The 24459-nt window shown below is 68.0% G+C and carries 20 protein-coding genes and 1 tRNA gene; 17 read left to right on the top strand and 4 right to left on the bottom strand.

Going from position 1 to position 24459, the window contains the following annotated elements; genetic code table 11:
- Positions 1-101: 101 nt before the first annotated feature.
- A complete protein-coding gene (locus tag PV789_RS27965) occupies positions 102-1088 on the top strand; it encodes an AF_0692 family protein (RefSeq protein ID WP_274975297.1) in 987 nt (328 codons plus the stop codon).
- Positions 1089-1453: 365 nt separating this feature from the next.
- Here the strand turns inward: PV789_RS27965 and PV789_RS27960 are convergent, their stop codons facing one another.
- A complete protein-coding gene (locus tag PV789_RS27960) occupies positions 1454-1633 on the bottom strand; it encodes a hypothetical protein (protein WP_274975296.1) in 180 nt (59 codons plus the stop codon).
- 533 nt (positions 1634-2166) lie between these two features.
- Here PV789_RS27960 and PV789_RS27955 point away from each other — a divergent pair.
- The 8 genes from PV789_RS27955 (at position 2167) to PV789_RS27920 (ending at position 11524) form a co-directional block, all read left to right on the top strand.
- A complete protein-coding gene (locus PV789_RS27955; RefSeq protein ID WP_274975295.1) occupies positions 2167-2862 on the top strand; it encodes a Crp/Fnr family transcriptional regulator in 696 nt (231 codons plus the stop codon).
- Between the two features lie 121 nt (positions 2863-2983).
- The gene (locus PV789_RS27950) at positions 2984-3709 is read left to right on the top strand and encodes a hypothetical protein (protein ID WP_274975294.1); all 726 of its coding nucleotides are present in this window, start codon (positions 2984-2986) and stop codon (positions 3707-3709) included.
- 11 nt (positions 3710-3720) lie between these two features.
- Entirely contained in the window at positions 3721-6102 is a 2382-nt protein-coding gene (locus PV789_RS27945; protein ID WP_274975293.1) for a hypothetical protein, read from the top strand.
- Positions 6103-6230: 128 nt separating this feature from the next.
- A complete protein-coding gene (locus PV789_RS27940) occupies positions 6231-7172 on the top strand; it encodes a hypothetical protein (protein ID WP_274975292.1) in 942 nt (313 codons plus the stop codon).
- A gap of 144 nt (positions 7173-7316) precedes the next feature.
- A complete protein-coding gene (locus tag PV789_RS27935) occupies positions 7317-8504 on the top strand; it encodes an OmpA family protein (protein WP_274975291.1) in 1188 nt (395 codons plus the stop codon).
- Positions 8501-9856 (top strand): hypothetical protein, encoded by a 1356-nt coding sequence (locus tag PV789_RS27930; protein WP_274975290.1) that lies wholly within the window; start codon positions 8501-8503, stop codon positions 9854-9856. The genes PV789_RS27935 and PV789_RS27930 overlap by 4 nt, the downstream gene beginning before the upstream one ends.
- On the top strand, positions 9846-10961 hold the full coding sequence (locus PV789_RS27925; RefSeq protein WP_274975289.1) for a hypothetical protein: 1116 nt from the start codon (positions 9846-9848) through the stop codon (positions 10959-10961). Before PV789_RS27930 ends, PV789_RS27925 begins: the two co-directional genes overlap by 11 nt.
- Before the next feature lie 2 nt (positions 10962-10963).
- Complete coding sequence (locus tag PV789_RS27920) at positions 10964-11524, top strand: Pycsar system effector family protein (protein WP_274975288.1); 561 nt, start codon at positions 10964-10966, stop codon at positions 11522-11524.
- Between the two features lie 126 nt (positions 11525-11650).
- Here PV789_RS27920 and PV789_RS27915 read toward each other — a convergent pair.
- Positions 11651-11724 (bottom strand) — tRNA-Gly (locus tag PV789_RS27915).
- A gap of 139 nt (positions 11725-11863) precedes the next feature.
- On the opposite strand from PV789_RS27915, the gene dcd reads away from it, so the two are divergent.
- From dcd to PV789_RS27895, 4 genes are all read left to right on the top strand, one after another.
- The gene (gene dcd, locus PV789_RS27910) at positions 11864-12454 is read left to right on the top strand and encodes a dCTP deaminase (protein ID WP_013155535.1); all 591 of its coding nucleotides are present in this window, start codon (positions 11864-11866) and stop codon (positions 12452-12454) included.
- Between the two features lie 432 nt (positions 12455-12886).
- The gene (locus tag PV789_RS27905; RefSeq protein WP_274978271.1) at positions 12887-13885 is read left to right on the top strand and encodes a quaternary amine ABC transporter ATP-binding protein; all 999 of its coding nucleotides are present in this window, start codon (positions 12887-12889) and stop codon (positions 13883-13885) included.
- Complete coding sequence (locus tag PV789_RS27900; protein WP_274975287.1) at positions 13882-15111, top strand: ABC transporter permease; 1230 nt, start codon at positions 13882-13884, stop codon at positions 15109-15111. The genes PV789_RS27905 and PV789_RS27900 overlap by 4 nt, the downstream gene beginning before the upstream one ends.
- 65 nt (positions 15112-15176) lie before the next feature.
- Complete coding sequence (locus tag PV789_RS27895) at positions 15177-16121, top strand: glycine betaine ABC transporter substrate-binding protein (protein WP_274975286.1); 945 nt, start codon at positions 15177-15179, stop codon at positions 16119-16121.
- Positions 16122-16266: 145 nt separating this feature from the next.
- On the opposite strand, the gene PV789_RS27890 is transcribed toward PV789_RS27895, so the two are convergent.
- Both PV789_RS27890 and PV789_RS27885 read right to left on the bottom strand, forming a co-directional pair.
- Complete coding sequence (locus PV789_RS27890; RefSeq protein ID WP_047868609.1) at positions 16267-16881, bottom strand: rhomboid family intramembrane serine protease; 615 nt, start codon at positions 16879-16881, stop codon at positions 16267-16269.
- Between the two features lie 186 nt (positions 16882-17067).
- Positions 17068-17541: a hypothetical protein gene (locus PV789_RS27885; RefSeq protein WP_274975285.1), complete on the bottom strand. Its 474-nt coding sequence runs from the start codon at positions 17539-17541 to the stop codon at positions 17068-17070.
- Between the two features lie 665 nt (positions 17542-18206).
- Between PV789_RS27885 and PV789_RS27880 the strand changes: the two genes are divergently transcribed.
- From PV789_RS27880 to PV789_RS27865, 4 genes are all read left to right on the top strand, one after another.
- A complete protein-coding gene (locus tag PV789_RS27880; protein ID WP_274975284.1) occupies positions 18207-19907 on the top strand; it encodes an ABC transporter family substrate-binding protein in 1701 nt (566 codons plus the stop codon).
- Between the two features lie 85 nt (positions 19908-19992).
- Positions 19993-21003, top strand: a complete 1011-nt coding sequence (locus PV789_RS27875) for an ABC transporter permease (RefSeq protein WP_274975283.1) — start codon at positions 19993-19995, stop codon at positions 21001-21003.
- The gene (locus PV789_RS27870; RefSeq protein WP_248772598.1) at positions 20996-21916 is read left to right on the top strand and encodes an ABC transporter permease; all 921 of its coding nucleotides are present in this window, start codon (positions 20996-20998) and stop codon (positions 21914-21916) included. Before PV789_RS27875 ends, PV789_RS27870 begins: the two co-directional genes overlap by 8 nt.
- A complete protein-coding gene (locus tag PV789_RS27865; protein WP_274975282.1) occupies positions 21913-24123 on the top strand; it encodes an ABC transporter ATP-binding protein in 2211 nt (736 codons plus the stop codon). Before PV789_RS27870 ends, PV789_RS27865 begins: the two co-directional genes overlap by 4 nt.
- Positions 24124-24459 lie beyond the last annotated feature (336 nt).

The raw sequence follows: 24459 nt of genomic DNA, 5'->3' as shown, positions 1-24459 counted from the left end.
GCGGTCCGTTCGTCGCGATCGGTCCCGCGGCACTGGATGCGGCGGCTGCCGGTCCCTAACTTCGGTGGCATCAGCCCTGTTCACCGAAGTGAAAGGCCGTCATGCGCCTGATCCCGCCCCTCATCCTGCTGGTGCTCTCCCCGTTCGTCGGCGAGTACCTCCTGGGCAACATCACACCCGAGCCCTCCACGTGGGCCTTCATGCTGCTCCCGCTCGTCCTGCTGTACGGCGGGGGCGCCCTGCTCATCCGCGAGGTGGCCCGCCGACTGGGGCGCGGCTACCCCACCATGCTGGCCCTGGCCGTCGGCTACGGCCTCATCGAGGAGGGCATCGTGCTGGGGACCCTCTTCAACCGTGAGTACCTCGGGCTGGGGCTGCTGGAGTACGGCTGGACGCCCGCGCTCGGCACCAGCCCGGTGTGGTCGTTCTACGTGGTCGGCATCCACAGCGTGTGGAGCATCCTGGTGCCGATCGTGCTGGTCGAACTCCTCTTCCCCGCCCGTGCCCGCGAGCCCTGGCTGCGGGTGCCGGGCACCGTGGCCGTGGTCGTGGTCTACCTCCTGGGCGGCACGCTGCTCGGGCTCGGCAACTACTACACCTACCGGTTCTTCGCCTCTCCCGCGCAGGTCGCCGTGGTGCTGGCCCTGGTGGCGGTCTGCGTGGTGTGCGGACTGCTCCTGCGACCCGGCCGCGCGCGGGACGGGCGCGTGCCCCACCCCCTCGCCCCGGCGGCCGTGGCGCTGGTGTGCGGCAGCGGCTTCATCCTCGTCCAGGAGAACGGACTGGTCCCCGCCGCGGTCACGCTCGCGGTGATGTCCGTCCTGGCGCTCACCGCGGGCGCGGTGCTCCTCGTCAGCTCGGGTCGCGCGGGCTGGACGGTCCGCCACACCCTGGCCGCCGTCGCGGGCGCCGTGGCGACCTACTGCTGGGCGGGATTCATGATCCAGTTCGGGGTGCACGGGTACAGCACCTTCGGCCTGGTGGGGCAGCTCGTCTGCGTGGGTGTGGCCGTCGGGCTGGTGGCGCTCGCGTGGAGGCGTTCAGCCGTCACGGCCGCGTCGCCGTCCGGGGTCGCGTCACCGGCGTGAGAGCGGGCGGGCCCGGAACCCGGAGACGGCCCATGCCGCGCGAAGCCGCTTCGCGCGGCATGGGCCGTTGTCTGGACGGATACGCGACGGGCACGGGGTCTCGACGGGAGGAGCTACCGATGCCAAGGCCCCTGGGTGGGGATGGTGGGTGGCGACCACGAGGGGCTGCCCTGGTGCTTCCGCCAGTTCCACGGCGAAGGTCATGGGGGACTCGCAGAGGGCCTGTGCGTAGGTCGGCCGGTGCCGTACATGCCACCGGTAGCCGGTGCCGTCCACGGTGATGCTGTGAGAGCCCCTGCGGCCCAGTGCCATACGCGTCGCCTCCTACGCCGGGAGGGCACCGTACCCACTGCGGCGTGGCGGGCCTACGGCTCGGGTTCCCCCTCGGACGGAGGACGCTCTTGGTAGGCGCGGTACTGGGCCCACAGCTTGCGGTACACCACGACCGCGAACACCACGATGATCGCCCACGCGACAGTCATCCCGTAAGGCTTGCCGCCGAAGGCCGTCGGCGTCACCACGAGGACGACGTGTGTCGCGAACACGACGATCAGCACTATCAAGGGCCGCATTGACGGCCGTTCGGGTCCGGGCTGCATGGGGTGGGGGTCTCCCGCTCTGTGAGCGTGGGGATGCGTTGATGTCGGCCCCGCTGATGAGACAACCCGGACCTAACGCCTCGCGCAACCGTTGGCCTGTGAGGCGGCCGGGCAGGTCGTCGACCACAGCGTGTGCGTCCGCCCCGTACCTCTTCGACGCAGGTTCCGAACCTCTGGGAAAAACGGGGAAAGATCGTGATCCGCGAAGACGGTCCATCCCCCAAGAAGCAAGGCCGTAGGTTCGTCGGCTCGTCAACAAACATGCCCTCTGTCCTAATTCACTTCCGATCCGGTGACATCGGCCTTACCTCTAGTGCTCCCACCTGCATCATTCCCGATGGTCTCAATCAGTTCTCCGGTTTGTCCTTTATCGGTGCACGCGGTGTAGTACAAAAGTCGATACCGGGGTTTCACGCTCACACCCCATGAACGGGTGACAGCGACCCCGGATCAGACAGGCACTCATTCCGAGGAGACGCATGCGCCAGGGAGAGCCGTGGCCGCCCAACTCCGCGCTGTCGCTGCTCAGCTCCCGTGATCGTGACGTCCTCCTCCGACTTGGCAGGCGCACTGACCACGCACCCGGAGACGTTCTCCTGAACCACGGCGAACACTCCACACACGTCTTCGTGATCCTTCACGGCTACGTGAAGATCACGACAACCTCCTACTCCGGCCGTGAGGTCCTCTTGGCCGTGCGCTCGGGCGGTGACCTGGTCGGGGAACTCGCCGGGATGGACGGCAGCCCACGGATGGCCACGGCACAGACGGCGGGCCCCGCCACCACACGGTTGGTGACCGCAGCGGAGTTCCACGCCTTCTTGGACGCCCATCCGGCAGCATTCCGGTCCATCAGCGCGTCGATCTCGGCGAAGCTGCGCTCAGCGACCGACAAGATCGTCGACTACGGCAGTCATGACGTCCAGGCCCGGCTGGCGCGGGTCATTCTCCGCCTCGTACGGGATCACGGGGTCAGTACACCGGAGGGCGTCGCGGTCGCCCTCCACATCTCGCAGCCGGAACTAGCCTCCATCACCAGTGCTTCCGAGGCGGCCGTCTCCAAGGCTCTCACGGACCTGCGCTTCCGGAGGGTCATCCTGACCGGCTACCGCACTTTCACGGTGCTCGACCGTGACGCTCTGCTGAAACTCGCTGAGCTTCCTCCCGATTTCTGATCGAACCGCAAGATCTCCTACTAATACGAGGTCTTTTCCTCCGGTTCTCCCGAACATGGCATCACGCGGCGCTTGCCGGCTCCGCGTGCGATGACCGCTGTCCGGACGAGAAAGGACGCACATGAACGTGGACGTGCCACAGCGCCGCCTGACCATCGCTGTCGACGCAGAAGGCTACAGCAGCCGTTCCTTCGACGGCATGAAGGAGGTACAGAGAGGCTTGCGAGAGGTCCTCGACCACGTGGACGAACACGGTGACCTCGACCGGGTCGACTGGGACCGTCAGCCGCAAGGCGACGGGGAGGTCGCCGTCCTCCCTCCGGGCACGATCGAGGCCACGGCCATCTCGAACTTCATCCGCGGTCTGTCCACCGCTCTCCACCACTACAACAAGAGCCGCAACGAGGAGTACCGACTGCGCCTTCGCGTCGCGATCGACCAGGGGAACATCGCCGTCGGCGAATTCGGCTTCATCGGGAACGCCGTCAACGCCGTGTGCAGGATGCGCGACTCCGACGCCCTGCGCGCGGCTTTGACCTCCCACCCCGGTGCGCCGTTCGTCGTCGCCGTCTCCGACTCGATCTACAGCGATGTCGTCGCACACGGGCAGGAGGATCTGTACCGGTTCACGTTCAACAGGCACCAGCTCACCAACAAGGACTTCCGGACCACGGCGTGGGTCCATGTCAGCGACGACTCCACGACGCCCGCGAAACGCCACGCGCCCGACGACACGAGCGGCCACACAGATCCTTCCCCGAAACGGCCCGTCGTCCATCACAGCGGTACCGGCAATGCCTACGGCGGCGACCACCACGGTGACACCACGTTCACCACCCACGGCTAGAAGAGCGCGACATGTCAGAACTCCCCTCACCTCCCGAAGACGCGGTGATCGCGCTCCCGGTGTCCGTGATGACGGACGCACTCGAGAGCAGGCAGAACACGTCCCTGACCGCAGGTTCCCACGTCGATGAGTCGGAGGCCCTTCCCCCCGAGGGCTCCGACGCCTTTTCTCACGACGGTGACGACGACCTCTCGTCCGAAGAGCCTGACCCGGTGCCCAGCGAGAACGTATGGGAGTCCAGCGTCGACCCCCGCTCTCAGAACCGGGAGCGCCAACGCCGGGACTACCGCAACAAGCGTTTCCGTCTCGGTGGAGTCCGCGTCGACGCCCGAGGCATGGGCAATGCTTACGGCGGCGATCACCACGGCGACACGGTCTTCAACATCACGACGGCGTCGGACACGGGCGGGAACGGTACGGCCGTCCCTGAGGAGCAGATCGACTTCCTCCAAGACGTCCACGTCGACGGTGGCACCCTCCAACTGCTCACCAGCGCCTTCGCCAACGAACGGGTGGCTGTCCTCCACGGTGAAGCCGGGACCGGACGCACGACCTCGGCGATCATCGCCCTCCGTTCCGTTGATCACGACAACCCGGTGATACGGGTCGCGCCCGAGAAGCTGCTGTCGGAACTCTCGGCCCCCGGCGCGGACGCCTCCCACTACCTCGTGCGCTCCACCCGTCGGGCGTGGCCCTGGGAAGACGACGAGATGGTACGCGTCAAGTCCCTCCTCGAGACACAGCACTCCCATCTGGTGGTCGTCATCGACGACGAGGACGTTCCGGCCAGATGGCGCTCCCTCCTCGTCCGACACACGGCCCCGGAACCCCTCCGTGTGCTCCGCAGCCACCTGGCCCACCACATCGGTGGAGAGGAAAGAGAGGACAGGGCCGGTGCATTGCTCGATCGTGTCCGCGTCCAAACGAGGATCAAGGACTGCCTCGACTCGATCGAGTCCCCGGGCGAGGCGGCCCGCACGGCGTGGTTCATCAAGGACCGATCCGATCGGGAAGAGCCGGACTGGCTGAAACGTCTCGCGAATCTCCTCGAGAAGAACCGCGATGAGATGCTCCTCCAGCGTGCCCGAGACCTGCTACGGGGACTGGATCACCGGCACGCACCGGTGGACCAGGCCTACGTCATCAGCTCGGCCGTCCTGGACGGACACACGCTGACGACGGTCGTCTCGGCGGCGGGGGATCTCGCCGAGCGTCTCGTCCGTGTCGAGTTCGGCAGCCGTGCGCAGCGCCGTCGCATCTTCGAGCGTCGACTGGACCACCGCCTGCCGCATGTGCGGTTGGACGAGCAGACCTTCGAACCGGATGGTGGGCCCCCCGAGCGCACGCTACGGCTTCGGCAACCGCGCTTGTGGAGTGCCGTCCTCGACGTTGCCTGGACCGAGTACGAGCTCTCCCGCGGGCCCTTCCTGGAGTGGCTCGTGCACCTGTGCGAGATGCCGTCCGACGACCCACGCGTCCGTATCGACGCTGCGCAGGCGATCGGTCGGATCGCCGCACACGACTTCGCCATCGTGGAGAAACAGGTCCTCAAACGCTGGATCACCACATGCGAGGACTCCTCGGCCGACAAATTCGATCCGCAATTGCCGCTCATGGCGGCATGGATCATCGAGATGCTCGTCGTCGAGGGCAGCCAGATCGACCGGGCCTTCGACCTGCTCGAAAGGTGGATGCGCGAGGGCTCCCCCTGGAAGCTGCTCTACGCCCTCACCGCCTACGGGACCAGCATCGCCGTTCGGTACCCCGAGAAGTCGTTCCGAGCGATCGACATGGCCGCTTCGGAAATCGGCCGGAGCGGGATGGGGCGGGCGTTCGGCTCGGCGACCGGGACGGCCGGACGCCTGGACCAGTTCGTGGAGAGCGCGGTCGTGGAAGCCTTCGACGGGAACTCCCCGCGCGCAAGGGCCATGGCTCTGGAGCACCTCGTGACTTGGCACCGGGACGATCAGCGCCCGCGGCTGCACCGTATGGCGGTGCGCACGCTCCTCAAGATCGCCCAGCTGCCCACCCGCTGTCAGGACGGTTCCCGAGGGCGGGACTTCGCACTGGTGGAGTGGCTGGTGGCGGCCGTCGCTGACCCCCACCCCGACACCCACGGTGCCACACCCGACACCGTCCAGGGTGTTCACGACCTGTGGCTCGACGCGCTGCGAGACAACGACGACCTGAGCCCGGCGTGGACCGTCCTTGACGACTGGGAGCACCGGTACCCGGACCATGCGGCGAACTCCGCCGCCCGCGAGTGCATCGACGCCCTCCTCGAACGCATCAGGTCAGATCCGGACCGGAAGCTCAAGGAGCGGTTCTCCCTTTACACGATCATCCGCGAGCGCCGGAACGGCACGGGATGGATACCGCCGACACCGGCATGAGAACGAACCCTCGACGCAGAAAGGCAGTTCCCATGTCTCCCGACGCCAGTGGCCGCTCATGGTGGTGGCCGTTCCCCCGACCTCGCCGCCGGGCTTCGAACAACCCCCCTACACCCATCCGACACGTCTTGGACCGCATCACCGACCGGAGGGCGATTCTCGTCGACGGCGACGAGGTGCACCAATGGATCCGCAAGGAAGGATCCATGTCCACCTCGGTCATGGCTCCACGGGACAACCTGTTCTCCGTCGACCCTCCCGCGAAGGGGGAGGGTTTCACCTTCCGGATCAAGGCCCGGGTGCGTTGGCACGCCCATCTGACGCACGACGACCCCGATGTCCACCGTGCCTGGCAGGAGTCCGTGGAGGACTACGTCGAGAGGCGCAACCGAACGATCCGCGCGGAGATCTCCGGTGTGATCCGGAACCTGAGTCGACGGTACCTGCCGCACCAGGCACCGGAACTCGAGGAGAACCTCAACGACCAGCTGCGGTCACGACGCTACGAGCGGACGACACCACCGGCCACGACGGGGATCCCCGCGCACGTCTCGGCCAACGACAAGTACCTCGTCTACGCCACCGTGCACACCTGGGTGGACGTGTGTCCCGAGGTGCGTGCCCAGCAACAGGTCGCCTCCATGCGCCTGACCAAGGCCGCCGGAGACCACGCCCTGGCCATGCTCCAAGTGAGGCATCTGCAGGAGATGCGACAGGCCTGGCTGGAGTTGTTCCTCGACACCATGCGCCAGATGGGAGACGTCAGCGAGGAACGTGCCTCGTGGCTGGCCGGACAGGCGCTGAAAGTGGCGCAGACGAACGGTAAGGACGCCTCCAGTGTCCTCCAGACGGCCCTCAACCAGCGGCAGGCGGAGGGACGAAGGCTCATGCGGGACCTGCAGGCCATTATCGGCCGCAACAAGGAGGCCAACCTTGTTGACTTCGCGTTCGGTCACGACCGGGCGCTCCGGCAGGTTCTCCTGCATCTGGGTCTGCCTGTGGAGCAGATCGACCGTGTGGTCGAGGAAAACCACATACCTGACCCGTCCCCGTCGCGTCCCGGGGCCTAACACTCGCTTTCGCCTCTTCCGCGCCGCAAGACGCCTAACCCACCACGGAGGATCACCATGACCGGCCCTTCACGGGCCCCGCTGGTTCCAGCGGTTTTCGCCCTGACCCTGATATTGACGGGCTGTTGGAGCGGTCCCGACGACGTGCCGATCGACAGGGACTGCGACTCCCGCCTCGGCGAGTTCCTACCGGACACGGGCAACGCCGACGAGGTTACCGCGGAGCTCGTCTTCATGATCGACACCAGTGCCTCGATGGCCAACGGCGCGGGCGAGATGCCCGACTTCTCGTCCTCCGTGGCCGAGATCGTCGAGCACGACGACTTCTACGGTACGACCGGCGACCGGCTCCTGTCCGTTGGATACTTCGGCGGCGCGCAGGAGGTGCCGAGGTTCCAGCTCAACCGCCTGCTCGTACCCCGCGTGGTGGGATCTGAGCACGGCCAGTCCAACCAGGCGAGGATGTTCCGCGAGTGCCTGGAAGAGTCCCTCGGCGCTAATCCACCGAGCCCCGCTGCCACCGAGGGAAGCGACGTCCTCACCGGGGTTACCACCGGAGCGCGGCGCTTCGCCACCACCGGCGACGGCGCGACCCGGTCGCTCCACGTCTTCACCGACGGACTCGTCAACGTCGGCTGCCTGGACATGAATCGCTACTTCGATCTGGAGCTGACCGACGAGGAACTGTCCGAGGGCTGCGTGGACTCCGGAGAGGCCCCTGAGGAGGGCTTGGGCGGCATCGAGGTGAACGTCGTGCTTCAACCCGCGCCCGCGGCCGAACTCGACAACCGTCAACTCCCCCTCATCGAGGACTTCTGGAACACCGTGTGCGACATCCACGACGGGTCGCGGTCATGCGCTACCGCACCCGGTGAGTCCGATACGGCGGAGGCCACTATTGCCACCGAAGGTGACTCGGTCGAGGACCCGGAGGTGGTGCTCCCAAAACCGAAGCCGAGTGAGCCCGACCGGGAGGAGATCCCCGCAGCCATGCTGTTCGGCTTCGACTCGGCCGAACTCCGGGACAGCGCGGAGGCGGTCCTCGACGAGGTCGCCGAGCGTCGACCGGATCGCACGGCGCCCATCACCGTCATCGGACACACCGACTCCAGGGGCACCGAGGCCTACAACGATGACCTCTCCCTGCGCCGCTCCCGGGCCGTGGCGGCGGAACTGATCGACCGCGGCTTCACGGACGTCACCGCGCACGGGCGCGGGAGCCGTGAACCCTCCTGTACGGGCGACTACGACGACAACGGACGGCTCCTCGACCCCGTGTGCGCGCGGGAGAACCGGCGAGTCGTCCTGGAGTACGACGGAGACCGGACATGAACGACGACGATTTCCCCTACAACCCCGACGATAACCTCGATCCCCTCCACCCCGACAGATACGGATACAACGTCCCTCCGAACGACGACGGCCACTTTCCCCATGAACCCGACCCCCGGAAGATCAACAACCTCGAAGGCGCGGTCCTCCTGCGCGCGGCCAGGAACGCCACAAGGACCCTGGTCAACCGGGAGGCCGACGTCCATTGGTTGCGCAGGGGCGTGATCAGCGCCCGTCGGGGCGTCCAGGGGGCGCTGGAGGAGATGGCGTCCTTCCACCGTCGGCGTCGCCTGGCCGAGGCGAACGAGTACATCGCCGACCTCGAACGCGACTTCGCGGGAATTCCCGCCAAGAGTAGGCAGGCGCCACCGTTGTACTACCGTTTCATCGCCGTCGTGGCGGTGCTGATGATCGCCGCGATCGAGACGTGGTTCCTGTACGAGGTCGCCCTCGACCTGCTGAGAGTCGAGCCCGGGGAATGGCATGGCGCCCTCGGTCTGTGCCTTGGGATGCTCCTGGCCGTCGTCCTGTGGGCATGCGGACGCCTGCTTGCCGAGGCCGTGTGGGACATCCGCTCCGCGCCCGCGCGCGCGGCCGCTGGGCCAGGCAGGGAGGACCCTGCTCCGTGGCACTGGCGGCTGCGTCAGGCGGCGGGACGCACCGTCAACCGCGGGCCCGGCTGGCTCAAGGCGCTCGTCGGTGTCATCGCGGTCCTGTGGATGGCGAACCTCTTCGGCATGCTCGCCGCCTACCGGGCCAGTTCCCAGGAGGGAATGCCGATCATCCTCGCGGAACCCGACGTGATCCTCCTCATCGTCACGCTGGCGCTCGGTGCCGTGCTCTTGGAGTCACTGGTGCACAACCCGTACGCCGCGAAGATGAAGAAGGCCAGGCGCCGCCTCGACGCCGAGGTCCATGTCTTTGAGGACCAGTGCCGCAAGGCCCTCGACGCGCTCGCCGAGCTCGACACCGCCCACAGCGACATGCGTTCCAAGTGCGCCGCTCTCCAGGGGGTGGCCCGGGAAGAGACCGACCGGGCCTGGGACTCCTACATCCTGGTGTCCCGCCATCGTCACGGGATGCACGGCCCCGAGGCTCCAGGACCCCGACCCCGGGTTGAAGAGGACAGTGAGAAGGTGCCTGACGGGCCTCCCGGCGCCGACGCGTTCCAGCGCTTCGATGGACTCCGACAGCCCGATCCCGACATCGGTGTCCTCGACGAGGCCTGGCGGTTCATCCGCTTCCACGACCCTTCCCCGCTGCGACAGAGGTACGAGGAGTTGGTGGCCCAGCTCCGTGACGACCTGCCCCTATCCGCCTCGGAACCGAGGGAGCACTCCGATGCCGTCTGACACCGCGACCGCCGCATCCGACCCCACCACCCGCGCTGCTCCTGTGGGGGAGCTCGCCGGGCACCGCTACCGCATCGCCCAAGACGCGCGCCGACTGGCGGACACGTACTGGAAGACCCGTGCCGCGCTGGACCGCCTCGCCGACGTCCACCGTCTCCCCAGCCTCGCGCACGTCGCCTGGCCCTCCGACTCCCCCGTCCAGAAGTGGCTCCTGCCACAGGACCCGGGACCCTCTCCCATACCGGTGGCGGACGACCCATCGCGTCCGGGAGGCGACACGCAGCCCTCACCGCGACGCGTGCGGTCCGCGCTCGTGTGGACGGTCTCCGCAACGTTGCTGTTGGTGCTGCTCGCCCAGACGGGCGCTGATCTGCTGGTCATGGGACTCGGCGTCGAACTCGCCTGGGCTCCGCTGGGCTACCTTCCCGGCCTCTTGTTGGCGACCGTATGGCTCACGGCCGGCTCCTCCCTGGCCACATCCGATGGAGGTCAGGCCCGTACGGGGAACCGGACACGCAGCAGAGCCGGGATCCTCGTCTACCTGTTCGTGTGCGTCATCGTGGTGTCCTGGCCCGTGATGTGGGTCGTGGTGGTTGTGGGAGCGACACCGGTTCGCCCTCTGCCGGAGGTCACCGCCGGGATCCTGGCCGTCGCCGCCGTGCTCGCCGTCCTGCCGGCACAGACGCGCCACCACCGATCGGCTTCCTCAACCGGTCGAAGGACGCCCGCCACGCGTCCGTGGGACGGCATCGTCGGTGCCCTGCGGTCGGCGGCCGCCCGCCGCAGGGTTCGTGTGCGGCGCGAGCGGGCAGGGCGTGCGCTCTTGGCGCACACCCAGGCGTGGGAGCGTGTTCTCCACGAATGTCACCGTGTCGCCGACCCTAAGTCCGATAACGGGGAACTCCTCGTTGAGGCGCTGGGGCGCCTGGGCTCGGAATCACCCACGATGGAGGGTTCGGAACTTGCCGCCAACGTGTCCAACCTGTCCTTCTTGGGTAACAGCGCCACCGTTGTGCGGTGTCTGGCCCGCTACCACCCGTCGGTGCTGGGAACGCGGTTCGAAGCGATGGCTCCCGCTCTGGGCCCTGTCCAAGGCGGTGCCTGACCGTGGCACGTGCCCGCGCGACTGCCGCCCGTTGGTGGTCCTGGCGACAGAACGAGGCTGACGAGGACGTGCGCCGCTATACGTTCGACCTCCTGTCCGACACCCGTGACGAGATCGGTAGGGCCGACCAGAAGGCGGCGATTTTGTTGGCCGCCTCGGGTGTGGCTGCCAGCATTCTGTCGGCGTCCGTATTGGATGGACGGTGGGCCCCGACCGGGCTGAGCCCCTTCAGCGCGGTCCTGTGGTGGATCGGATCAGCATCGGGTGCATGCGCGATGGTGGCATTCACGCTGGCGGTCTTCCCTAAGACCCGTGACCGTACCGCCATGGCGCATCCGAACCTGGTCCGGTTCTACGACGACGTGTTGCGCATCAACCGGGAGGACCGCCTTGAGCAGGCACTGCGCTGGTCGAGCACCATGGAGCTTCAACGGCTGATCGGGCAGCTCAAAACGCTGTCGGCGATTGCTGTTCGCAAGTATCGACTGATCCAGGTAGGGACCGTGGCCATGGCGACTGCTGTCACGGGCCACCTGGTGGCCGGGCTGGTGCAGTTGCTGTGACACCGTGAGCCGATCAGGCGCTGAGGTCGGCGTCCGCGCGTGTGGCACGGCGATCGGGACGAGACCCCGGAAAGCAGTTCGGCCAGGTGTTCGGAGAATCCCGAACGACCTGGCCGTCTGTGTGTCTGGAGCGGATGACGGGAATCGAACCCGCGTTATCAGCTTGGGAAGCTGAAGTTCTACCATTGAACTACATCCGCGCGGCACCGCCGGAAGAACCCGGCTGGCAACGGATGCCATCCTAGCCCAACTCCTGCCCGGGTGGGCAACTCGGCGCGGACCTCCACCCGGCCGGGGATCGCCGCTACGCTGCGTTGCCCCAGGCGGTAGGTTCGGACCGTGCTGCTCTCCGATCGCGATATCAGGTCCGAAATCGACGCCGGGCGGGTCAGGATCGACCCCTTCGACCCCGGCCTCGTCCAACCCTCCAGCATCGACGTCCGGCTGGACCGCTTCTTCCGGGTTTTCGAGAACCACAAGTACCCGCACATCGACCCCTCGGCCGAGCAACCGGACCTCACCCGGCTGGTCGAGACCGACGGCGAGGACGCGTTCGTCCTGCACCCGGGCGAGTTCGTGCTGGCGTCCACGTACGAGGTCGTCAGTCTTCCGGACGACATCGCGAGCCGCCTGGAGGGCAAGAGTTCGCTGGGGCGCCTGGGGCTGCTCACCCACTCCACGGCCGGGTTCATCGACCCCGGCTTCTCCGGGCACGTCACGCTGGAGCTGTCCAACGTGGCCACCCTGCCGATCAAGCTCTACCCGGGCATGAAGATCGGTCAGCTGTGCATGTTCCGCCTGTCCTCCCCGGCCGAGCACCCCTACGGCTCCGCGGGCTACGGATCGCGCTACCAGGGGCAGCGGGGACCGACGCCGTCCAGGTCCCACCAGAACTTCATCCGCACCCCGATCAGCCCGGAAAGCGTCTAGTCGGGGCCGGGGCGGACAGGGCGATTCGTTTACGGTACGGTCATGAACGGACACGGACCGTCGTTCGATCCACCTGTCACTAGTATGTGACCAAGGTCACTATTTTTTTGCGTGTGGTGTAAATCACAAAGGGGCCTTCTGGAGCCCCGGCATCCGCTGCCACAGGTCGGCGGACCGTTTTTATGACGTTTAAACATGTTATTTGGTGGTTACTTAGCGCCTGAACTGTACGTACACACCTCGGTAAGGTTGCGCCCCGACGTGAACCAGGTAGCGGTTCCGCCCTGATGAGGGGCGCGCAAGGGGGCTCCGCGCACGCCGACTACCTGTGGGAACCGCGGGTCGGCGATGGGGCGGAACTGTTGCCCCGACGCGCCTCGCGGTCGGGACAGCCCCCTAGAGGAGACCGTGCCAGCAGTACGCGCAGACCACTTGTACAAGGTGTTCGGCAGACAGCCCAGAGCCGCCGTCGAGCGGCTCTCGGACGGCAGCCACCGTGACACCATCGCCGACCTCGACGTGACGGCCGCCGTCATCGACGTGTCCTTCGAGGTCGAACCGGGCGAGATCTTCGTCGTCATGGGCCTGTCCGGATCGGGGAAGTCCACCCTGATCCGGATGCTCAACGGCCTCCTGGAACCCACCGCGGGGACGGTCGAGGTCGACGGCGTGGACATCACCGCGCTCAGCAGGAAGAGCCTCCTGAAGCTGCGGGGCGAGAAGATCAGCATGGTCTTCCAGCACTTCGCGCTCCTGCCGCACCGCACGGTCCTGGAGAACGCCGCCTACGGCCTGGAGCTGCGGGGCCTGTCCCGCGCAGAGCGGAGCCGCAGGGCGGGGGAGACCCTCGAACTCGTGGGGCTCGGCGGCTGGGAGGACAAGCTTCCGCACCAGCTCTCCGGAGGCATGCAGCAGCGTGTGGGCCTGGCCAGGGCACTGGCCGCCGACACCGACATCATCCTCATGGACGAGGCGTTCAGCGCCCTCGACCCGCTCATCCGGCGGGACATGCAGACCCAGCTCCTGGAACTCCAGAAGAGCCTGGGCAAGACCATCGTCTTCATCACGCACGACCTCAACGAGGCCATGCGCCTCGGCGACCGGATCTGCGTGCTGCGGGACGGCCGCGTCGCCCAGATCGGCAGCGCGCAGGAGATCCTCAGCGAGCCCGCCAACGACTACGTCGAGCGGTTCATCGAGGACGTCGACCGCACCCGCGTGCTCACCGCCGCGTCGGTGCTCGACCCGAGCGCCCCCGAGGCCGACTCCTCCGCGCCCGAGGTCGGCGCCGACACCCTGGTCGCCGACCTGTACGCCAGCGCTGCCGCCTCCGACCGCCTCCGCGTGGTCGACGAGGACGGCACCGTGCTCGGCACGGTGACCCGCAACTCCGTACTGGCCGCACTCGCGGGCGGGAAGGAGACCCCGTGACACCCGTCGACTTCCCGCCGTCCCTGCCCATCGGCGACGGCTTCGAGGCCTTCAACGCCTGGCTCAAGAGCACCTTCGGCGTCTTCTTCGACGTCGTCGGCGAGTTCATCCGCTGGGCCGTGAGCGCCCTGTCCGGCTTCTTCACCGAACCGGCGGCCGGGCAGCTCGCCTTCGTGGCCGCCGTGATCATCGCCGTTCCGCTGCTGCGCCGCCGGCGGCTGCCGCTGGTGGTGATCGTCGCCGCGGTCTCGCTGCTCTACGTCCTGCACGCGCAGTTCGCGTTCGGCAACACCGTCGTCAACATCCTGCCGCCGCAGCTCTTCCTGTGGGCGATGAACCTGTTCGACCAGCAGTACGTGGACGCCTACTTCTGCATCTCGCTGGTCTTCCTGGTCGCCGTCACCGTCCTCGGCGTGATCGACCGGGGCACCCGCGTGCGCACCGGCGTCGTCGCGGGCGGCTGGCTCGTGCTGGTCCTGCTCGGCTGGCTCGTGCTCCCGATGCTGGTGACCCGGCCCGGGGCGCTGCTGATGATCCTGCTGCTGAGCCTTCTGGCGCTCTCGGTGGCCGGGTGGCGCATGGGCCTGTTCGGCCTGGTCGCGCTCACCCTGGTGGCCTCGGTCGGCCAGTGGACCAACGCCATGGACACGCTCGGCCTCGTCCTCGTGGCCAGCGCCATCGCCGTGGTCATCGCGATCCCGATCGGTGTCGTGGCCGCCTACAACGACCTGGTCAGCAAGATCGTCAAGCCGGTCCTGGACCTGATGCAGACGCTGCCCGCGTTCGTGTACCTGATCCCGGCGATCTTCTTCTTCTCCATCGGCGCCGTTCCCGGCGTGGTCGCCACCATCGTGTTCGCGATGCCGCCCGGCGTCCGCCTGACCGAGCTGGGCATCCGCCAGATCGACAAGGAGCTGGTGGAGGCGGGCGAGTCCTTCGGCGCCTCCCCGACCAAGGTCCTCACCGGCATCCAGCTGCCGCTGGCCCTGCCCACCATCATGGCCGGGGTCAACCAGGTCATCATGCTCGGCCTGTCGATGGTCGTCATCGCGGGCATGGTCGGCGCGGGCGGCCTGGGCAGCGAGGTCTACCAGGGCATCACCCGCAACGACGGCGCACTCGGCTTCGAGGCCGGTATCGCTGTGGTCATCCTGGCGATCTTCCTCGACCGCCTGACCGCGGCCGTCACCCGCAACAGCCCGCGCGCGGCCGCGTCGGCCGCCTGAGCGGCGTGCCCGCCCCACCCCGTCCAGCCCCGCACACCGAATTCCCCGAGGGAAGGAACCCCACGATGTACAGCCGTAAGCGCATGACGGCCCTCTCCGCCGCCGGCATGAGCGCCGCGCTCCTCCTGACCGCCTGCGGCGGCGGTGGCGGTGAGAGCCTGACCGGCCCGGAGGAGGGCGGCGGCGAGGACACCAAGGAGATCAACATCGCGCTGATCGCCTGGGAGGAGGGCATCGCCGTCACGCACATGTGGCAGGCCATCCTGGAGGAGAAGGGCTACGACGTCACGATCACCGACGTGGACGTCGCCCCGATGTACCAGGGCGCGGCCAACGGCGACGTCGACCTGTTCCTCGACACCTGGCTGCCGGTGACGCACGCCGACTACTGGGAGGAGTACGGGGACCAGCTGGAGGACCTCGGCTCCTGGTACGACAACGCCAAGCTGACCATCACCGTGCCCTCCTACATGGAGGACGTCAACAGCATCCCCGACCTGGCCGACCACGCCGAGGACCTGGGCGGCCAGATCGTGGGCATCGACCCGGGCGCCGGGCTGACCCGCGTCACCCAGGAGGAGGCCATGCCGGGCTACGGCCTGGACGAGGACTTCGAGCTGGTCACCTCCTCCACCGCCGCGATGCTCGCCGAGCTGGACTCGTCGATCGCCGAGGAGGAGCCCATCGTGGTGACCCTGTGGCGTCCGCACCCGGCCTACGCCCAGTACGACCTGAAGGACCTGGAGGACCCCGAGGGCCTGATGGGCGACGCGGAGACCGTCCACGCCGTCGGCCGTGACGGCTTCGGCGAGGAGTACCCCGAGCTCACCGGCTGGTTGGAGGAGTTCCAGCTCAGCGACGACGAGCTGGCCAGCCTGGAGGTCCTGACCGTGTCCGAGGACGGCGGGTACAAGGACGACCCGGAGGCGGGCGCCCGCGTCTGGCTCTCGGAGAACCCCGAGTTCCTGGAGCGCACCCTGGGCGAGGCCGCCGAGGGCCTGGAGTTCTAGGGCCGCGCGGGGTCGCGTCCCCGCGCGCGCCGGTGCCGGAGAGCCCTCCGGGACCGCACACACGAGAACGGGCCGCCCCCCTCGGGGGCGGCCCGTCCGCGTACGTCCGCGCTTCCCGGGGCCGTGCGCGGCCCCGGGGACGCCGTCAGGGGGCGTAGTAGCCGCCCTGGGCGCCTCCGTAGCCCTGGTCGAGCTGCCTGCGGCGCTCCCGCCTGGGCAGCAGGTAGGCCGCGAGCATGCCGCCGATGAACCCGAAGAGGTGCGCCTGCCACGAGACTCCGGGGTACTGGGGCAGGACCCCCCAGATCATCGTCCCGTAGAAGAGGATCACGCAGATCATGATGACGATGTCGATGGTCTTGCGCTCGACGATCCCGCGCAGGACCGTGTAGCCGAAGTAACCGAAGACCAGGCCGCTGGCGCCCACGGTGAGGGAGAACGGTGAGCTGAACAGCCACACGCCCACACCGCTGACCAGGATGATGATCAGCGTGGTGAGCAGGAACCGTCCCAGGCCGCTGAACGCGACGAGCGAGCCCAGCACGAGGAACGGCAGCGAGTTGCCGATGAGGTGTTCGAGGTTCCCGTGCATGAACGGCGCGGTGAACACGGTCCAGGGCCCCTGGAGGTCCCAGGCGCGCAGACCGTACTGCTGGTCGAGCCTTCCGAGGAGCACGAAGCTGTCGAGGATCTCGAAGACCCACATGGCCGCGAGCATCCCCGCTACGGTCAGGATGGCGGTGATTCTGGACTGCTTCACCCCATCGAGAGTAGAGGACATGGTCTTGCGGCGGTATGTCCGTACGGGGCGTGGTGGGTAATTGCCCGAAGTGTCGGGATATGTCGCGGCAGTCGGTGTGAACGGTGCAGCTCCGCCGGTTTCGGTCCCAGGCTGGAGGAGAGGCGGCCCTCGGAAGGGGCGGGCGCGCGGGAGCGGCCGCCGCGCTCAGGAGGTCAGCGAGCGCCCGCGCGGCGGGATGCCCGCCACCGCCATGAACGACTCGACCCTGGCCGGGCTGGTCATCCCGGTCAGCGGCAGGTAGGCGCGCGAGGTGCGGCGGCTCTGGAGCGAGGGGAAGCGCTTGGGGCGCCCGGCGTTGTCGTACAGCCCCAGGGAGCGGATGCGGCCCGGCAGCACGTAGTAGGAGCCGATGTCGTGGAAGGGCACGCGCACGATGTAGCGGCCCCGCTGGTAGCGGAACTCGCCGTCGGAGACCTCCAGGACGGGTGCCTTGATCATGTGGCCGTGCGCGGCCAGGGCTGCGCCCGTGAGGGCCAGGAGGGCGCCGAGGGCGATGTTGGCCCAGTGCGATACGTCGACCGCGATCGCCAGGGCGCCGAGAGCCACCAGACCGTAGCCGCCCCACAGCTCCAGGTGCTTGCGGCCTACCGGGCAGACCAGGCGAACTGTTTCGGACACGGCAGAAGCCTCTCTGAGTGGGCACCGCGGGCGGGATGACGGCAATCGCCGCTCGAAACCCTATCGGCTCCGGCGACGCGTGGACGGTGGTTTCGGACAACCGGAGCTGTGGATTTCCGTACCTGCCTGGAGTGGTCTGCCCCTGACTGAGAGGTTGCTGCTCTCATGTCTGGTTTACATCACGTCATCCTATGTTTGCCGCATTCTGTTTCCTGGGGGAGTCGTCCCGAAGACGATCGCAGGGCTGGAGTGAACATTAGGGATTATATGTGCGCTTTGTGGACTTTTGTCCGTTTTCCTCTGCGTAGTCATTCGGGGCCTTCGGGTAGTTAAACGACGTTTACTTTACCTTAACCGTTGTTGGATCGCGTAACTAGCCCGCAATGTATTTCTGGCTTGTCCGAATCCGGAGAGAAGGGGCGGTCTTCTGGGTTTGGGCTCTGACCTGCGGTGACCCCCATGTCTGGGCGGGGTATGAACTATGCGCCCGCGGCTCGGTGCGATGGGCGCGAACCGGTTGCGGATGGGTCACGAATCCTGCAGTAGGGCTATACAGACATTTCGCTCAATGGTCTTCTGATCGACTAATCGCCTAGTTCTGCGGGGCGTGTGCGAACCACACAACCCCGAGGTTCGGCTCGTATTAGTGATCAAGGGTGTAACTGATGCACAAACGAAGGAAGACGCTCGCGCTCGCCGCGGCGGGCACCTCCGCTTTGATGGTGCTGACCGCCTGCGGCGGCGGTGGTGGCGAAGGCGAGCAGGAGAAGGAGGTCACATGGGTGATCAACAGCCTTCCCGCAGCCTGGGGAGCCATCAGTAGCGCCGGAGGCAGCGTCTACGTCATCCAGGCGCTCTCCGGTGTCGTGCCCTTCACCGGGCAGTACCAGCCCGACGCGACGTACGAGTACGACCTGGACGTCCTCGCCGAGGAGCCCGTACTCATCAACGACAACCTCGACGAGGGTCCGTTCCAGTTCAGCTTCACCCTCGCCGAGGACGCCGTGTGGAACGACGGCACGCCGATGACCGGTGAGGACCTGCGGGTCACCAACATGATGTCCGCGTCCCCCACCGAGGGTTACTGCGACACCTGCGACTCCCGCGGCACCACCGGCGCCGACATGGTCGAGGAGGTCGAGGTCGACGGCAAGACCGCGACCTTCACCCTCAAGGAGGGCCTGTCCAACCCCGAGTGGATGGGCATGTTCGACGCGCACAGCGTGGCGGGCGGCTTCTACCCGGCGCACCTGGCCGAGGAGAACGGCTGGGACGTCGACGACCCCGCGCAGCTCGGCGAGTACTACGCCTGGCTGCACGAGACGCGCCCCGAGTGGTCCGGCGGCCCGTACCAGATCGTGGACGGCGACCTGCAGAACCAGGTCGTCAAGGAGCCCAACCCCGAGTGGTTCGGCGAGACGCAGCCCGCGCTCGACCGCATCATCATGCCGTACAACACCGACGAGGGCACCTTCATCCCCGCCTTCCAGAACGGCGAGATCGACGGCGCCAACCCCGCGCAGTACAGCGAGGACATCATCACCCAGCTCCAGGGGATGGAGACCGCCACGCTCACCATCGGCGAGGGCAACATCTGGGAGCACATCGACATCAACACCGAGAACGAGTGGCTCTCGGACGTCGAGCTCCGCAGGGCCGTGTTCACCGCGATCAACCGCGACCAGATCGCCAGCCGCAACTTCGAGGCCGGCTACCCCGAGTACGAGCTGAAGAACAACCACCTCTTCGGCAGCGACAGCGAGTACTTCGAGGACCTCGTCTCCGAGTCCGGGCAGGGCAGCGGCGACGTCGAAGCCGCCACCGAGATCCTGGAGGAGGCCGGATACGAGCTCGACGGGGACACCCTCATGCTCGACGGCGAGCAGGTCGGCCCGTTCCAGCTGCGCAGCACCGACACCGTCATCCGCAACAACTCCGTGCAGCTGATCCAGGCCCAGCTCGCCGAGATCGGCATCGAGACCACCATCTCGATGACCGACGACCTGGGCACGATGCTGGCCGAGCAGGACTACGACATCGTCCAGTTCGGCTGGAGCGGCAGCCCGTACTTCGCCTCCAGCCCCGAGCAGTTCTGGCACTCCGAGAGCACCAGCAACTTCGGCGGCTACGCCAACGACGAGGTGGACGAGCACGCTGAGGCCACCGCGACGGCCGCCAACCTGGACGAGGCGGCCGAGCACGCCAACGCCGCCGTGGCCGCCGTGGTCCCGGACGCCTACGTCCTGCCGATCGTGGCCGAGCCCAACTACTTCTTCGTGAACGACAGGCTCGTCAACGTCGAGGACAACCTCCAGTCCAGCTACCGCGCCACCTACAACATCGGTGAGTGGGACCTCGCCGAGTAGTTCGCGGCACAAGGCCCGTGGCCCGGGCCCGGGACATCCTCCCGGGCCCGGGCCGGTCCTCGTCCACCCCTGAAGGATCACACTCATGCTCGTTTACACGGTGCGGCGCGTCCTGGGCGCGATACCCATCCTGATCCTCGCGTCCGTGCTCACCTTCGTCCTGATCGACGTCTCCGGCGATCCCCTGACAGAGCTCAGGATGCAGCAGCCGCCCCCGGACCCCTCGGTCATCCAGCTCCAGGAGGAGCGGCTCTACCTCGACCGGTCCATGCCCGAGCGCTACTGGCTCTGGGTCACCGGCATCGGCGGCAACGGGGACATCGGACTGCTTCAGGGCGAGTTCGGCCCCTCCACGCAGAGCAACAGCTACGACATCGGCGCCAACATCGCCGAGCGGCTGGGCACCACCCTGCGGCTGGTGGCCGCGTCCATGGTCTTCGCGCTGGGCCTGGCCGTCCTGGCCGGTGTCGTCAGCGCCATGCGCCAGTACTCCAAGCTCGACTACACGCTCACGTTCATCGGCTTCCTGGCCCTGTCCATGCCCGTCTTCTGGTTCGCGGGCATCATGCAGCAGGCCGGTGTCAGCTTCAACGAACTGGTGGGCGACCAGGTCCTCGCCACGATCGGCGACGGCGTCTACCAGGCCCAGGGCGAGGACTTCTGGGGGCGCGTCACCAACGCCTTCGCCTACATGACCCTGCCCACGATCGTGCTGATGCTGACCAGCTTCGCCTCGTGGAGCCGGTACCAGCGGACCTCCATGCTCGAGGTGCTCAACAGCGACTACGTCCGCCTGGCACGCGCCAAGGGCCTGCCCAACCGCGTCGTCATCCGGCGCCACGCGCTGCGCACGGCCCTCATCCCGCTGACCACGGTGGTCGCCGTCGGCATCGCCGGGATCATCGACGGCGCGGTCCTGACCGAACGCGTCTTCCAGTGGCGCGGCCTGGGCGAGTTCTTCATCACCGCGGTCGAGAAGAACGACTCGTACGCGCTGATGGCGTGGCTGCTGCTCAGCGGTGTCATGGTCATCGTGGCCAACCTCATCGCCGACCTCCTGTACGGCGTGCTCGACCCGAGGATTCGCTATGAGTGAGAAGAGGGCGCCCCAGGCGCCGCGGAGCGCCGACGCCGAGAGCGTCGGAGGTGCCGAACGCACCCAGTTCCAGATGATCCTGTCCCGGTTCCTGCGCCACCGGGCCGCCATGATCAGCCTGGTCGTCCTGGCGGTCGTCGTCCTGGCCGCCTTCGTGGGCCCGCTCCTCTGGCGGTGGGACCACACCGTCCACCTGGAGATCCCGCCGAGCGTGCCGCCCAACGCGGACCACCCGCTGGGCACCACCACCGCCGGGCACGACGTCCTGGGCCAGCTCATGCGCGGCGCCCAGCAGACGCTCAAGGTGGCCTTCACGGTGTCGGTCATGGGCACCGTCATCGGCTCCCTGTGGGGGGCCACGGCCGGTTACTACGGCGGCCGGATCGACGCGCTCATGATGCGTGTGGCCGACGTGTTCATGATCGTGCCCCTGCTGGTGATGGTCGCCGCGATCGCGGGCAACGCCCGCGCCGGGACCACCTGGTACGCGGTGGCCCTCATCATCGGCTTCTTCTCGTGGGCGCAGATCGCCCGTGTGGTGCGCAGCGTGGTCCTGTCCCTGCGCGAGCAGGAGTTCGTGGAGGCGGCCAAGGCCGCGGGGGCCTCGCCCGGGTGGATCATCGTCCGCCACCTGCTGCCCAACGCGGCCGGGCCGATCATCGTCGCGGCCACCCTGCTGATCGCGGTGGCGATCCTTCTGGAGGCGGGCATGTCCTTCCTCCAGTTCGGCATCCAGCCCCCCGACATCTCGCTCGGCCAGATGATCAGCGACGCGCGCACGGCCGTCTCCACCAGGCCCTGGCTGTTCTACCCGCCGGGCCTGCTGCTGCTGGTGATCTGCCTGACGATCAACTTCATCGGCGACGGGCTGCGCGACGCCCTCGACCCACGACAGACCATGGTGCGGCGATGACCACGACTGACCAGATGAGCAACGAGGGGACCGCCCCGGCCGCGACCGGCGACGTGGTCCTGGAGGTCAGCGACCTCAGCGTCACCTTCCCCTCCGACGACGGGCCGCTGCCCGCCGTGCGCGAGGTGTCCTACGTCCTGCGCCGGGGCGAGGCGCTGGGGATCGTGGGCGAGTCCGGATCGGGCAAGTCCGTGACCTCGATGGCGATCATGGGGCTGCTGCCCAAGAACGCCCGCGTCGAGGGCTCGGCCAAGGTGCTGGGCCAGGAGGTCATCGGCCTCAAGGACGCGCAGATCAGCAAGGTCCGCGGCAACAAGATCGCGATGATCTTCCAGGACCCGCTGACCTCGCTGAACCCCGTGTACACCGTCGGCTACCAGATCGCCGAGGCCGTCCTGGCCCACCGCAAGGTGGGCAAGAAGGCGGCGATGGCCCGGGCGCTGGAGCTGCTGGAGCTGGTGGGCATCCCCAGCCCGGAGCAGCGGATCAAGCAGTACCCGCACGAGCTGTCGGGCGGCATGCGCCAGCGCGTGGTGATCGCCATCGCGATGGCCAACGAGCCCGACGTCATCATCGCCGACGAGCCGACCACGGCCCTGGACGTGACCGTCCAGGCGCAGGTCCTGGAGGCGCTGGAGGCGGCCCGCAAGGAGACCGGCGCCGCCCTGGTGCTGATCACCCACGACCTCGGCGTCGTGGCCGGGCACGTCGACAGGATCGGCGTGATGTACGGCGGCCGCCTCGTGGAGATGGGCCCCGTGGAGGAGGTCTTCTACCGCCCGCGGATGCCCTACGCCCTCGGCCTGCTGGGTTCGCTGCCCCGCCTGGACGAGGACCGCCACGAACGGCTCACCCCCATCGTGGGCACCCCGCCCTCCCTGCTCTCCCTGCCCACCGGGTGCGCGTTCTCGCCGCGCTGCCCGATGGCCCGGGACCTGTGCCGTGAACAGGAGCCCCTCCTGCTCGCGGTCGGCGGGAACGGGGAGCGGGTGCGCGTGCCGGCGACGGACACCTCCACGCACACGGCGGCCTGCCACTTCAGCGAGGAGCTGGGGGGCGCCGCCCCCGCCGACCTGTTCCGGGGGACGGCGGTGGAGGCCGACACCGTCACGGAGGTCGAGGAGGCCGAGGGACAGGCACAGGAGGCGCGCGCCCGGATCGGCGCGGAGACCGCCGAGCCCGCGGACGTGGAGCCCCGTGAGGCCATTCTGACCGTCAAGGACCTGGTCAAGAACTTCCCCATCCGCTCCAAGGGCCTCCTGCGGCGCAGGATCGGCGAGGTGCAGGCGGTCTCCGGGGTCTCCCTGGAGCTGCGCGAGCACGAGACCCTCGCCCTGGTCGGCGAGTCCGGGTGCGGAAAGTCCACCACCGCCCGCCTCATGCTCCAGCTGATCAAGCAGACCTCGGGCGAGGTCAGCTACATGGGGCAGCCGCTGCACACGCTGTCCCCGCGGCAGATGCGCCCGCTGCGCCGCGACCTCCAGTTGGTCTTCCAGGACCCGTTCGCCTCCCTGGACCCGCGCATGACGGTCTCGGACATCATCGCCGAGCCGCTGCGGATCCACGGCCAGGGCAACGGCACCGCCAAGAAGCGGGTCAAGGAGCTGCTGGACCTGGTGGGGCTCAACGCCGAGCACGGAACGCGCTACCCGCACGAGTTCTCGGGCGGCCAGCGCCAGCGCATCGGCATCGCCCGCGCGCTGGCGCTCAACCCCAAGGTGCTCATCCTGGACGAGCCGGTCTCGGCGCTGGACGTGTCCATCCAGGCGGGCGTGATCAACCTGCTGGAGGACCTCCAGGACGACCTGGGCCTGTCGTACCTGTTCGTCTCGCACGACCTGTCGGTGGTCAAGCACATCGCCGACCGGGTGGCCGTGATGTACCTCGGCAAGATCGTGGAGACGGGGACGACGGCGGAGCTGTTCGGGGCGCCTTCGCACCCCTACACGCAGGCGCTGATCTCGGCGATCCCCCTGCCGGACCCGGTCAAGGAGCGGACCCGGGAGCGGATCGTGGTCACCGGCGACGTGCCCAGTCCCGCCGACCCGCCCTCGGGCTGCCGGTTCCGGACCCGGTGCCCGAAGTTCGCGAACGAGCTGTCGGAGAGCGAGCGCGCCAAGTGCGTGGAGGAGCCGCCGGAGCTGATGGACCGGGGGGCGGGCCACCTGGACGCCTGCCACTACTCGCGGGCCATGGAGCTGTTCTGACCGGGGCGCCGCCCGGGTGATCCGGGCGCCGCGGCCGTGACGGGCCGGTGCCGGGGAGTGCGTCCCCGGCACCGGCCCGTTCGCCGTTCACGCCGCGCACAGCGGAGGGAGGGGCCGCTCCGGGACCGGGGGCACACACCGCCGTTGGGTGCTTCGACCCCCGACCCGCCCGGGAAGGAGACCGGCGCTCGGGGCCGGTCCGCGGGTTCGCTCCGGGCTTGGACGCACACCGCCGCACCGGTACTGGGCGCGGAGGGGGGCGCTTCCGTGCGCCGGGCCCCCATCGCTCCCATGGGGAAGACCGAAACCGGGCGGTTCTGTCTGTGGCGGATTCGG

The sequence above is a fragment of the Nocardiopsis camelliae genome, from assembly GCF_028993595.1.
GTDB classification, from domain to species: domain Bacteria; phylum Actinomycetota; class Actinomycetes; order Streptosporangiales; family Streptosporangiaceae; genus Nocardiopsis; species Nocardiopsis dassonvillei.
This window is presented reverse-complemented; position numbering and strand designations above follow the sequence as displayed.